Source organism: Candidatus Jettenia sp. AMX1 (genome assembly GCF_030263775.1).
Classification (GTDB): Bacteria; Planctomycetota; Brocadiia; order Brocadiales; family Brocadiaceae; genus Jettenia; species Jettenia caeni.
Genome location: NZ_SZPP01000001.1, coordinates 1 through 12,722, shown reverse-complemented (window position 1 = coordinate 12,722; position 12,722 = coordinate 1). Strand labels below are relative to the sequence as shown.

The following is a 12,722-nucleotide window of genomic DNA, read 5'->3' as shown; positions in this document are numbered from 1 at the left end:
GTCTATTCTTATGCTTATCAGAAGAAAAGATTATGCGAGGGGTTGAGAAAGGAGTGAGATTATGGCAAAGGTAGCAATTAACGGTATGGGGAGAATAGGAAGAGCGGCTTTTAAAATTATTCTTGATAGGCCGGAATTGAAGCTTGTAGCAATTAATGATTTAATTCCGCCAGATGGCCTTGCGTATTTACTACAGCATGATACCTGTTACGGGCGGTATGAGAAAAAAGTGGAAAGTGATGACAATGGTCTGGCCGTCGATGGTACCAAATATAAGGTTGTAAGCGAAAAAGACCCTACAAAACTTCCCTGGAGAGATTTAGGGGTTGATATTGTTTTTGAATGTACGGGTATCTTTACCAAAAAGGAGGATCTGGAGAAACACATCAGGGCAGGTGCAAAACACGTCATTTTATCAGCTCCATCAAAGAGTGCAGAAATCGTTACGGTTGTCTACGGTGTCAATAAACCGGAATCACCAGTCCAGGTCATATCCTGTGCCAGTTGTACTACAAACTGTATTACCCCTGTTGTTGAAGTTATGGGAAGGAGAATAGGAATAAAAAAAGCCATAATGACGACGGTGCATGCTTATACTTCTACCCAAAGCCTTGTAGATGGGTTTAGCAAAGAGATACGAAGAGGAAGGTCCGGGGCAGTAAATTTAGTGCCAAGCTCAACAGGCGCGGCTATAGCAACTACCAAATCTCTCCCGCAGTATGATGGAAAATTTGATGGAGTAGCTATACGTGCCCCGCTTCCTGTAGGTTCCATTGCGGACATTGTTTTCCTTACCGAAAGAGAGACGACGGTAGAAGAAGTGAATCGTATATTTGTGGAGGAATCGAAAAGTGAGAGGTACAGAGATGTATTGGGGGTTGCAGAGGCGCCATTTGTTTCTTCAGATATCATAAAAGATCCTCGCGCTTCTGTCGTTGATCTGGAGCTTACGCAGGTGGTGGATAAAGATCTTGTTAAGGTTATGAGCTGGTATGATAACGAATGGGGTTATACGAACCAGATGATACGGGAAGGTGTACGGATAGCTAAGGGGGTGTAATTCTGCTGTGGGAAAGGTATTTTCTTAATACAGAATCGATAAGAAATGCCGGTAAAGAACAGATTCAGAAGGTAAGAAACACAACTCCGTTAGCCCGCATTAAAAATTCCAGCAAAGGTAGTAAATTTCAACCCGTAATATACGTCCTTATTATGTAAATTCTTGTACGGGTATTGCAGGAGAGACTGCATATCTCTTCTGCAAATATTTTAGTATGGAGGATGCCTGTGATGAACAACAAATACATTCGCTGGTTTGAGAATGTAAGTTCTCATGACGTACCACTCGTGGGAGGAAAAAATGCATCTTTGGGAGAAATGATCAGTATGCTCAAAGATGAGGGAATTCGTGTTCCTGATGGATTTGCCACGACATCTGATGCTTATTGGGAATTTGTAAAGCAGAACAATTTGAGAGAAAAGATACAAGCCAATCTTGATGATTTTAAGCGGGGAAGTAAACAACTTGAGGATACGGGAAAATCGATACGCCGGTTCTTTTCTCATGGCACATTTCCCGATGATATTGCTCAGAATATTCGGGATGCCTACAGAGAACTCTGTAAGCGATACCGGATGGATGAGGTGGATGTTGCCGTAAGAAGCAGCGCAACAGCGGAGGATTTACCCAAGGCGAGTTTTGCAGGACAACAGGAGACGTTTTTGAATGTGACAGGTGAAGAAGAGCTTCTGGATGCTTGCCGGAAATGCTATGCCTCTCTCTTCACCGACCGGGCGATTGCGTATCGTGAAGAATGGGGATTTGAGCATACGAAGGTTGCTTTATCCATCGGAGTACAAAAGATGGTGCGTTCTGACAAGGCCGGTGCAGGAGTTATGTTCTCTGTTGATACCGAAACCGGATTTCAAAATGTTGTTATCATTAACGCTTCATGGGGATTGGGTGAAAACGTTGTTCAGGGCGCTGTGACACCGGATGAATATATGGTTTTTAAACCGTTACTCGGCCGTAAGAAACTGAAGCCAATACTGGAGAAGGAATTAGGCGCAAAAGAAAAAAAGATGATCTATGTGAAGGGGAGGAGTGGTAATACCAAGAATGTTAATACGGCGAGAGACGAGCGTTTATCTTTTGTCCTGAAAGATGATGAAATTCTGAAATTAGCCCGATGGGCCTGTGTTATTGAGAAACACTACGGCAGACCAATGGATATGGAATGGGCTAAGGATGGGGAAACCGGAGAGTTATTTATCGTACAGGCGCGCCCGGAAACGGTACAATCCCGAAGAATAGCCGCAGAGTTCAAGACATACAAGTTGAAAGAAAATGGCAAACGGCTGCTTGCCGGTCTTGCTATTGGCGAGGCCATAGCCACCGGCAAAGCTTGTATAATCAAGAGCTCTGATGAGATAGGAGGATTCAGAGAAGGAACCATTTTAGTGACGGGAATGACTGACCCTGACTGGGTGCCGATTATGAAGAAGGCAAAGGGTATTATTACTGACTATGGTGGACGTACCTCCCATGCGGCTATTGTAAGCAGGGAATTAGGCGTTCCAGCTATCGTAGGCACAGGAGATGCGACAAGATCCTTAAAAGATGGCCAGGAGATAACCATCTCCTGCGCTGAGGGTGATCATGGTTATGTCTATGAGGGTGTCCTTCAGTTTGAAGAATCAGAGATAAGTTTGAAAGATATTCCTGATACGAAAACCCAAATCATGATGAATATTGCCAGTCCGGAAGCATCTTTCCGGTGGTGGCGCTTGCCCTGTAAAGGAATTGGACTGGCTCGTATGGAGTTTATTATCAATAATATTATCAAGATTCATCCTATGGCTCTTATTCATTTCAGTAAGGTAGAAGATAGAATAGCCCGTGAACACATTGAGGAACTTACTCAAGGATATAAGGATAAAACAGAATATTTTGTGGAGATTTTAGCGCGGGGCATTGCAAAAATTGCTGCCCCCCAATATCCTCATGATGTGATTGTCCGGATGAGTGATTTTAAGACTAACGAGTATGCAAATCTTATCGGAGGCAGACAGTTCGAACCCCGAGAGGAGAACCCTATGCTTGGTTTTCGTGGAGCTTCGCGATATTACAATGCTCGTTATCGTGAAGGGTTTGCATTGGAATGCCGGGCAATTAAACAGGTTCGCGAGGAGATAGGCATGGCCAATGTCATTATCATGATACCGTTCTGCCGGACTCTTGAGGAAGCAGACCGGGTGCTTGATGTGCTGGCAGAGAACGGATTGAAAAGGCATGAGAACGGTCTTCAAATCTATGTTATGAGTGAGGTCCCGTCAAATGTGATATTAGCAGAAAGATTTGCAGAACGTTTTGATGGCTTTTCCATCGGGTCTAATGATCTTACCCAACTTGTTCTTGGGATAGACCGCGATTCAGCAGAGCTGGCGGAACTTTTTGATGAACGTAATGAGGCCGTTAAGCATATGATACAAAAACAGATTGAGAATGCGCATAAAACTCATACAAAGGTTGGCATCTGTGGACAAGCTCCGAGTGATTACCCTGATTTTGCCGAGTTTTTGATTAAGGCTGGCATCGACTCTCTATCTCTGAATCCTGACAGCGTAATCGAAACAAAACGACACGTTGCTGAAATTGAAAAAAGAAGAACCGGCAAATGATTTTCCTGCTGCAAAACAAATAGTGTGGAGAATGGTATTGATGAAGAGGATATTTCTTAATGGTTATATTGTAACCAATAATCATGTTGTAGAAAGATTGGAATCAATACTGCAGCCCATCGAGAATGCAAGCGATTACAGATTCGCTATGGAGCAAGCGGAAAGAGGCAAACCTCTTCTTTTCCTGGTAAATAGAAGGGGATTTATGTAACAATAAATATTTCATGAAAGGAGAATACTATGAATTATGACGAGTTTACCGGACAAGTTCAAAGTCGCGCCCGGCTTGCCTCAACCGATGAAGCAATAAGGGCAATTCGCGCTACTTTGGAGACGCTCGGAGAACGTTTATTCGGGAACGAGGCAGATGATCTTGCTTCCCAGCTCCCAACAGAGCTTAAGCCATATCTTTTGCAAGCAAAAAGTAAAGAAAGTTTCGATCTGAATGAATTTTTCAAACGGGTCTGCCAGAAAGAAGGTGGAGGTATTGAGCTTCCAGATGCCGTTTATCATGCTCGTGCTGTTGTCTCAGTATTATGTAATGCTGTTTCACTGGGTGATCTGAATGATATTCTTGCACAACTTCCGTCAGATTACGATGATTCTTTTTGAAGCAGGCAGTGAAGGAACTATGCAGAGACGAAGAGACAGATAAGACGCAGAAAGGACAAGGGCAAGGATCCACCTTGTAACTATAGTAATTCAAAAATGAAACCGAACACAATAAGTCAGGGTTTGATTCCATGAACATGGACAAACCATCCCTATTCAAGACATACAGGGACAAGGTTTGTCCGTGTTGCCACTTGATGTATAGAAAATCCAAGGTTTTTCATGATGCCGTTAACATAGCCCTAACCCCAATTGCAGAGACGCAAAATGAACCCCATATGCATCAAGCTAAGAATATTATTCCATGAAAAAGAGCAATGTGTGTTCATGTTTCCCTCTAATCCCCCCTAACCCCCCTTTAAAAAAGGGGGGGAAAGAAGGATAAGTTTAGAAAAGGAGGGAAAGAAGGAAGGATTTTCTCTTGAGAAAAGTTTGCCTGATCAACAATATCAAACTTTTCCCCCCCTTCTAAAGGGGAACTAAAGGGGATTATGCATTTCCCCCTTTTTTAAAGGGGGATCAAGGGGGATTACGGGTGGTTTGTTATTCTTAGCCATTTACACATTTTAGCTTGATGCGTATGGGAATGGACCCACCCCTAATCCCTCCCAAGAGGGGAATAAAAAAGTCCCCCTTGGGAGAGGATTGAGGGGTGGGTAAAAAAGAACGGCCGTTGAGTTTTGCCTTTTAAAATCCAACCTCATTTAATAATGCCCTGTCTGGTTTCATCCTTTACATACTATAGCAAACGCTTTTTCTCTTCCGCTATTTTCCTTGATTGAAAGATACAAAAACAAATGAAACCGAAAACAGGTGTTTCTTATGAAGGTTATTGGCGCTGTTGGGCTTAACGGCTCCGGAAAGGATGAACTTGTCAATTATCTTTCCCGGAGATATGGTATTCCCGTGCTGTCAGCAGGAGATGTTGTCAGAGATATTGCGCAGGAGGAAGGTATCGCTCCAACAAGGGATAATCTGCATGATATATCCAGGCGATACCATGCCCAATGGGGAAATGATATCTTTATGAGAAAATTGATCGGAAAGATTGAGGAGTGTCAATGGAAGGTTGTTGGGATTACCGGGATCAGAACATCGGCAGATGCAGCAACCCTCCGGAACCATTTTGGCCAAAATTTCATTCTTGTCCATGTTGAAGTATCTCAACCATCTATACGCTATGAGCGCACGAGGAAACGTGGTGAGGCAAGAGATCCTCAAACCCTTGAAGAGTTTTTAATACAGGATAAGGCAGAAGAAGAGATCTTCAAAATAAGTGAGACGATTCATTCTGCGGATGTAACGATTAATAACGATGGTACTCGCAAGGACTTTTATAAAAAAATAGAAGAGTTTTTAGTGCAACGAAAGATATGTGATGAGGTGCAGACACTATAAACAGGCTAAGGAGTAATGCATGGTAGAATTGCCAATTGCACCATGGACACTTCCATGGCAAGACGTCATTCAGGATCTTCATGTTTCCCCGAACCGGGGACTCGATACTGTGGAAGTGAAAAAAAGGTATAAGAAATTTGGTTCAAACCGCCTTCAGGAAGTAAAAAAGAAGAGTGCCTGGATAATTCTTATTAATCAGCTAAAAAGCCTTATTATTTTACTTCTCGGAGTTACCACTATAGTATCATTCGCATTTGGAGAATGGGTTGAAGGCATGGCGATAGGAGTTGTTATTGTTATTAATACCGCCATTGGCTTTTTTACGGAGTTGAAAGCGGTTCGTTCAATGGAGGCCTTGCGTAAGCTGGGGAGTGTAACAACTAAGGTTATTCGCAACAGCCAACTCAGAGAGATACCTGCCGATGAACTTGTTCCCGGAGATATTGTAGTGTTCGAGGGTGGCGATGTCGTTCCTGCGGATCTTCGTCTCTTAGAGGCGTCAAAGCTCCAGGCTGATGAGTCTGCCCTGACGGGAGAATCTACTCCTGTTAGCAAAGGGGTAGAGCATCTTGAGGAAGACACATCGCTTGCCGAACGGACAAATATGCTGTTTAAAGGAACATCGGTTACCCGCGGGTCGGCCAAAGGTGTTACTGTGGCTACCGGGATGAAGACAGAACTGGGGAAAATCTCTTCTCTTGTTGAAAGCGCCAAAGAGGAAATAACTCCATTGGAGAAGCGGCTTAATAAACTGGGCAATAAGCTCATCTGGGTAACTTTAGCCGTTACGCCGGCGATAGCAACGGCCGGCATTATCACGGGTGAAGATATACTTCTTATGATTAAGATATCAATAGCCCTTGCTGTGGCAACCATACCGGAAGGGTTGCCAATTGTAGCTACCCTTGCGCTGGCGAGGGGAATGTGGCGCATGGCAAAACGGAATGCCTTAATCAACCGTCTCTCCTCGGTTGAAACCCTTGGCGCAACAAGTATTATTTGTACCGATAAGACAGGTACACTGACTGAAAATAAGATGACAGTTACCCGAATTATCCTTGATTCAGGCGAAATAAAGATTAGCGGGGAAGGGCTTAATACAGAAGGTGAATTCAGGAAAAAAGGAGAACCTCTTGATCCTTTACGTGAAAAAACCCTGCAGGAGCTGTTACATGCAGGTGTACTCTGTAATAATGCATCTGTAGAACCGGAAGAAAAGGATGCCAGGAAAAAGGCTGTTGGCGATCCTATGGAAGTTGCGCTCCTGGTTGCCGCTATAAAAGCGGGAATTGACCGTAATAAACTTCTTGCAAAGATGCCTGAAGTGCGTGAAGAAGCCTTCGATTCTGAAGTAAAAATGATGGCAACTTTTCATGCGGATAATAACCAATATCTCGTTGCTGTAAAAGGCGCTGCAGAAGCGCTCCTGAAGGTTTGTTCTCATCGTATGACTGAAGAAGGTAAAAAGGAGATGAGAAGTGAAGATCGTAAATGGTGGTTGGAAAGGGGCAACCATATGGCCAGAGATGGCCTTCGTGTTCTTGCTGTTGCTGAAAAAACAGTTACCGCAAGCAACTCTAATCCGTATGGACAATTGACATTTCTTGGCATAGTCGGATTTCTTGACCCACCGCGCAGTGATGTTGCCCCTGCACTCGCCTTATGCCGGGATGCCGGTATAAAGGTAGTCATGGTTACGGGAGACCAGCCCGTTACTGCGCGGAATATTGCATTAGCTGTTGGATTGATTCATGAGGGTGAAACAGAAGTGATCCACGGTAAAGATTTAAAAAAGCCTGAAGAATTATCAGAAGAAGACCTTCAGCGTATCTTGCGGGTGTCTGTCTTTGCAAGGGTCGATCCAAAACAGAAGCTTGATTTAACTGCTATATATCAAAAGAATGGGGCTGTTGTTGCAATGACAGGTGATGGAGTAAACGATGCGCCTGCATTGAAAAAAGCCGATATCGGAATTGCTATGGGTCAATGCGGTACTCAGGTTGCGCGTGAAGCGGCTGATATGATTCTTAAGGATGATAATTTCTCCACAATTGTTGCTGCTATTGAACAAGGTCGTGTTATTTTTAATAATATCCGGAAGTTCGCTCTCTATCTTCTCTCCTGTAATATCAGTGAAATTATGGTAATTGTTCTCTATTCGTTCATTGATGTACCAATGCCAATTCTTCCGCTCCAGATCCTGTTCCTTAATCTTGTTACGGACGTATTTCCAGCGCTTGCTCTTGGCGTGGGCGAAGGAGATCCTCATAGTATGAAGTATCCGCCACGCAATAGTAAGGAACCTATTTTAACCTGGTATCATTTGCTTGCTATTGGTATATACGGTATGGTAATAACTGTATCAGTCTTTGGGGCTTATGAGCTGGCATTGAAATGGGAAGGGATTGATAAGAGACAGGCTGTATCTATTCCGTTTATTACCCTTGCATTTGCTCAACTCTGGCATGTTTTTAATATGCGCGATAGCAACTCATCTTTTTTCCGGAATGAAATAACCCGTAATCCTTTCATCTGGGGGGCGCTTGCACTCTGTACAGGACTTCTTATGATTGCCATCTATGTGCCCGGCCTTGCTGCTGTATTAAAGATCGTGAATCCGGGAACTCATGGTTTAATCCTGGCACTGGTGATGAGTATAATACCGTGGATAACAGGGCAGATAGTAAAAATATTCAGGACTACATTTTTATAAGATGAGGTAGTTGTTCATGAATGAGAGCGAAATACGCCAAAATAAGATAACAAAACAATGGGTTATCTATGCGCCCGCAAGAAGAAAAAGACCGAAGGATTTTGAAAAGCCAGAGCATGAAAAAGTACCCGTACCTCTTTATGATAAAGAATGTCCTTTCTGTCCGGGTAATGATCATATGATTACCTCGATCATTACGGAGATAAAAGAAGGCGAAGACTCCTGGAAGATTCGGGTGATACCCAATAAATTTCCTGCTGTAATTCCCAAAAACAACATCCGTCGATACAATAAGGGAATTTATCTGGCTATGGGAGGATATGGTCATCATGAAGTTGTTATTGAAACCCCGTATCATAATCAGGAGATTGCCCAGATGTCCTTAAAAGAAGTAGAACTTATTATAGAAGTTTATCACAAACGCTACAGAGAACTTATTAAGGAGGATGGGAACATGATGGTTATCATATTTCGCAATCATGGATTACGGGCAGGCACCTCCCTGATTCATCCTCATTCACAAATTATATCAACCGGTATGGTTCCAGGCTATATACGGTGGCGTGAGGAGATGGCGCTACACTATTTTGATGAGTGGGGGCGCTGTGTATATTGTGAGGTTCTGGCGTATGAAATAAAAGACAAAAGACGTGTTATTTACGAAAATGATTTATTTGTTGCGTTTGTTCCATTTGCAGCCGAAGTTCCCTTCGAAATCCTCATTATGCCCAAGATGCACAAAGCAAATTTCGGTGATATATCAGATAATGAGAAATCAAGTTTTGCCCTTGCATTGAAAAATATTTTAGAACGATTAAGAAGGAAGTTGAACGATCCGGACTACAATTATACTATTAATACCTCGGTGCGATATAGGGCGGAAGAGCCGCAGTTGCATTGGCATTTGCTTATAAGACCCCGGCTTACGACCCAGGCTGGTTTTGAAATTGGCTCAGGCATACATATCAATCCTTCGATACCTGAAGAGGATGCCAGGTTTTTAAAACATGAATAAAAGAGCTTAACCGAGAACAAAAATCCTTATAGATGAACAAAAACCCCAATATCTTTTTACTGATATTGGGGTCTTCATGTATCGTAATTATACCGTAAAATTTATACGTGATTACTCCATATTTATAATTTATATAACATCAGATCTATTGAAACTAATTATGTATTAAAATATAAGAGCACGCTTTTCAATAAAGTTATAATTTGACGACATTTGAGGCCTTGTAGCCCTTGTTGTCTTTTACGATTTCAAATTCGACCTTATCTCCTTCGGCCAGGGTTCTAAACCCTTCGGTCTGAATCGATGTTTGATGTACAAAAACATCCTGTCCATTTTCCTGTGAAATAAAACCAAATCCCTTTTGGTCATTAAACCACTTTACTGTTCCAGTTGCCATTCTCAATCACCCCCTTTCATAGGCAATTTAAAGTTAAAAAAAAAGCTACAAGGTTGTAACCCTTGTAGCTTTAATATTATCACAATACATAATACTATTTACAATACAACAACCGAACAACACATAAAGAATAATACCAAAAGGTATGCATGAAAGCAAGAAAAAATATACAATAAATTTTCATCACGTCCTCACGAGAGAATTTTACGAATACCAAATAAAGAGGATAGATGGTACATGCAACTTGTCAACAGTTTATCAATCGAATGCGTATACAATCCCCTCCCCGGAACGATTATTTTCTGGCAATCGATGCTTCTTTCATTTCAAAAAAATGAAGGTTTTTCCTCGCTTCTCTGAAGCGATCTTATACCAACGAATTACTGCTCAATTTATTTCTATCAAAGTGAGAACTTGATTGTAGAGGAATTTTCATTGTATGTAAGCGGTTTTCGGGGTGGTACAGACAAACGATCCTTACAGGGACATGCCCCCGTTCAAGGCGTACGGGGACATGGTTTGTCCGTGTTGTGTTTAACGTGTCATTGCGAGGGTAGTGTCCGAAGCAATCTCTTGCATAGTTGAGAAAAGATTGCTTCGGGAAAAAACCCTTCGCAATGACAAATACAAGAGAGTCTATTATGATAAATTAAGTTGACAGTGTACTAGAGCGTGTTATGCACTTTTGTGGGTAAAATTGTTATAATTTGGGTATGGAAACCAATAAACACAAAAGAAAACCGTACCCAAGTGATGTTACTGATGCTGAATGGGCATTTGTCGCTCCTTATTTGGCCTTGATGAAAGAAGATGCTCCCCAAAGAGATCATTCTTTGAGAGAAGTCTTCAATGGGCTGAGATGGATGGTCAGAGGGGGAACCACCTGGAGGATGATCCCTCATGATCTTCCCCCCTGGTATACCGTTTACCAGCAGGCTATGAGATGGATAAGAGCCGGAGTCTTTGATGCTATTGTTGATGATCTTCGAAAGATCCTGAGATTGGCTGAAGGGAGAAAAAAGGAGCCTTCTAGAGCGATTATCGATAGTCAGACTATTCAGTCTACCCCTGAGAGTGGGGGAAGAGCCGGATATGATGGGCACAAGAAGAAGAAAGGAAGCAAGATCCATATGGCTGTCGATACTCTCGGACATCTTCTGGCTTTGCAGGTAACTCCTGCCAATGAGCAGGAACGAGCTCAGGTGAAGAAGCTTTGTCAAGAGATTCAGGAAGTAACGGGAGAATCTGTTGAGATAGCTTTTGTAGATCAAGGCTACACAGGTGATCAGGCAAAAGAGGATGCCAAAGAGCATGGAATAGAGCTTCAGGTGGTGAAGCTCCCTCAAGCAAAGAGAGGATTTGTACTTCTCCCCAAACGATGGGTCGTTGAGAGATCGTTTGCCTGGAAGAGCAGGCTCAGAAGACTCGTAAGGGATTATGAGCGTCTACCTGAGGTATTAGCTGGTCTTCATTTCCTTGCTTTTGCCATACTCATGCTCAGAAGATTTGTTGAGGTGATATTCCAAAGTGCATAACACGCTCTAGTAAGTATCAAATATTAATATTTTTGAAAACTCAAGAATATACTACAGCTATGCAATTTGTTAATTAAAACTGAAATGTAAAGTTGATCTATTAGACGTAATATGGGGAATAAACAAAAGGAGAAAGATCATGGAGAAGATGCTTGCAACTGAAGAAGAAATCGCTTTACGGGCATACAACAGACAGTACCTATGCGCAGAAATGGGGGGCGGAAGAGAAGTAGTAGCCAACAGAAATGAAGCTCATGAATGGGAGACTTTTCGACTGATTGGATTGGGTAATGGAAGTGTAGCGCTTAAAGCCCATAATGGACAGTATGTATGCGCGGAAATGGGAGGCGGAAGAGAGCTAGTTGCTAACAGAAATGAAATTCACGAGTGGGAGACTTTTGAATTAATAGGATTAGGAAATGGAAAAGTAGCATTTAAAGCCTACAATGGACAGTATGTATGTGCGGAAATGGGAGGTGGAAGAGAAGTAGTAGCCAACAGAAATGAAATTCATGAATGGGAGACTTTTGAATTGATTGAATTAGAGGAGGTTAAAATACCTGATCAACCTGGTCTACCTAAGAAAGGCAAACTTCCTGATATAGGAACAAGAATTTGCGTAGACCAAAAAGAGAAAAAGGCAAATATCCGGATAACTGCCCATATTTTCACTAATAATTATAAGGTTTATGATGACATAGGAGCAAGTACCAGGTTAGAATTGGAGAAAAAGCGACCTATTTCGCAAAAAGCATGGTGGTGGAATATTGATGGCCATAATAGTGTGAGAGCTTTCTTCACTATAAATGATGATTTGGGCCAAAGTATAGTATGTCATGAAGCCCACAATTATCAATTTGATAATTATGTTTCTGCAAGAGCTATACGTTTTGGAATCCAGATTGGCGGAGAGATAGGAAAGATACTTGATCCTACGCAATATAATTTTAAAATGGATGGTTTTAATTTAGATCTTAGATTCTGGGAAAAAGATTGGAAAGGTATTCTAGCTGATAATAAGTTTAAATTTCCGATAGAAATAAATTTCCCTAAAGATAAGGCCAGACAATTTGATGGAGTTATTGCCTTTCATGCGGCTTCCAGCAAGGGACAGGAATTCCGTATAGTAACCAGTTGGAATGTGACTAATAAAATAGTAGTTCCTGAGCAATTTAGAAATGTATTTGATTATTATATTAAGTGGTAAGATATTAATATACCATCTAGTTAGATTTTATTCTCAATAGGTTGACATCTGTTTTTGGAAGTTATAATGGCTTTGTTGCACAAAGCCGGATAAATATCTGATATACTAAGAGAATAAGGGAAAGAGTACCATAAATTATTTTGTAGGATAAGTATATCAGTATG

General features: G+C 41.9%; 10 protein-coding genes. 9 read left to right on the top strand and 1 reads right to left on the bottom strand.

Going from position 1 to position 12,722, the window contains the following annotated elements:
- The first annotated feature begins 61 nt into the window (after positions 1–61).
- The 7 genes from gap to galT all read left to right on the top strand — a co-directional run bounded on the left by gap (position 62) and on the right by galT (position 9,419).
- Positions 62–1,060: a type I glyceraldehyde-3-phosphate dehydrogenase gene (gene gap, locus FBQ94_RS00050; RefSeq protein ID WP_007221735.1), complete on the top strand. Its 999-nt coding sequence runs from the start codon at positions 62–64 to the stop codon at positions 1,058–1,060.
- Between the two features lie 230 nt (positions 1,061–1,290).
- Entirely contained in the window at positions 1,291–3,681 is a 2,391-nt protein-coding gene (gene ppsA / locus FBQ94_RS00045) for a phosphoenolpyruvate synthase (RefSeq protein ID WP_007221736.1), read from the top strand.
- 40 nt (positions 3,682–3,721) lie between these two features.
- Complete coding sequence (locus tag FBQ94_RS00040; RefSeq protein WP_007221737.1) at positions 3,722–3,892, top strand: hypothetical protein; 171 nt, start codon at positions 3,722–3,724, stop codon at positions 3,890–3,892.
- Between the two features lie 29 nt (positions 3,893–3,921).
- Positions 3,922–4,293 carry a DUF2267 domain-containing protein gene (locus FBQ94_RS00035; RefSeq protein ID WP_007221738.1) on the top strand — a complete coding sequence of 124 codons (372 nt, stop codon included), beginning with the start codon at positions 3,922–3,924 and terminating at the stop codon, positions 4,291–4,293.
- Positions 4,294–5,115: 822 nt separating this feature from the next.
- Positions 5,116–5,691, top strand: a complete 576-nt coding sequence (locus FBQ94_RS00030; RefSeq protein ID WP_007221739.1) for an AAA family ATPase — start codon at positions 5,116–5,118, stop codon at positions 5,689–5,691.
- Between the two features lie 19 nt (positions 5,692–5,710).
- The gene (locus FBQ94_RS00025; protein WP_007221740.1) at positions 5,711–8,404 is read left to right on the top strand and encodes a cation-translocating P-type ATPase; all 2,694 of its coding nucleotides are present in this window, start codon (positions 5,711–5,713) and stop codon (positions 8,402–8,404) included.
- A gap of 16 nt (positions 8,405–8,420) precedes the next feature.
- The gene (gene galT / locus FBQ94_RS00020) at positions 8,421–9,419 is read left to right on the top strand and encodes a galactose-1-phosphate uridylyltransferase (RefSeq protein WP_007221741.1); all 999 of its coding nucleotides are present in this window, start codon (positions 8,421–8,423) and stop codon (positions 9,417–9,419) included.
- A gap of 196 nt (positions 9,420–9,615) precedes the next feature.
- Here the strand turns inward: galT and FBQ94_RS00015 are convergent, their stop codons facing one another.
- A complete protein-coding gene (locus FBQ94_RS00015; protein ID WP_007221742.1) occupies positions 9,616–9,816 on the bottom strand; it encodes a cold-shock protein in 201 nt (66 codons plus the stop codon).
- 713 nt (positions 9,817–10,529) lie between these two features.
- On the opposite strand from FBQ94_RS00015, the gene FBQ94_RS00010 reads away from it, so the two are divergent.
- Entirely contained in the window at positions 10,530–11,351 is an 822-nt protein-coding gene (locus tag FBQ94_RS00010) for an IS5 family transposase (RefSeq protein WP_040543690.1), read from the top strand.
- Positions 11,352–11,490: 139 nt separating this feature from the next.
- On the top strand, positions 11,491–12,558 hold the full coding sequence (locus tag FBQ94_RS00005) for a fascin domain-containing protein (RefSeq protein ID WP_007221745.1): 1,068 nt from the start codon (positions 11,491–11,493) through the stop codon (positions 12,556–12,558).
- Positions 12,559–12,722: the final 164 nt, after the last annotated feature.

Excerpts from the sequence above, each read along its gene's own strand:
- FBQ94_RS00010 (WP_040543690.1), top strand. The coding sequence starts at position 10,530 with ATGGAAACCAATAAACACAAAAGAAAACCGTACCCAAGTGATGTTACT.
- FBQ94_RS00025 (WP_007221740.1), top strand. The coding sequence starts at position 5,711 with ATGGTAGAATTGCCAATTGCACCATGGACACTTCCATGGCAAGACGTC.
- ppsA (WP_007221736.1), top strand. The coding sequence starts at position 1,291 with ATGAACAACAAATACATTCGCTGGTTTGAGAATGTAAGTTCTCATGAC.
- FBQ94_RS00015 (WP_007221742.1), bottom strand. The coding sequence starts at position 9,816 with ATGGCAACTGGAACAGTAAAGTGGTTTAATGACCAAAAGGGATTTGGT.
- FBQ94_RS00030 (WP_007221739.1), top strand. The coding sequence starts at position 5,116 with ATGAAGGTTATTGGCGCTGTTGGGCTTAACGGCTCCGGAAAGGATGAA.
- galT (WP_007221741.1), top strand. The coding sequence starts at position 8,421 with ATGAATGAGAGCGAAATACGCCAAAATAAGATAACAAAACAATGGGTT.
- FBQ94_RS00035 (WP_007221738.1), top strand. The coding sequence starts at position 3,922 with ATGAATTATGACGAGTTTACCGGACAAGTTCAAAGTCGCGCCCGGCTT.
- FBQ94_RS00005 (WP_007221745.1), top strand. The coding sequence starts at position 11,491 with ATGGAGAAGATGCTTGCAACTGAAGAAGAAATCGCTTTACGGGCATAC.
- FBQ94_RS00040 (WP_007221737.1), top strand. The coding sequence starts at position 3,722 with ATGAAGAGGATATTTCTTAATGGTTATATTGTAACCAATAATCATGTT.
- gap (WP_007221735.1), top strand. The coding sequence starts at position 62 with ATGGCAAAGGTAGCAATTAACGGTATGGGGAGAATAGGAAGAGCGGCT.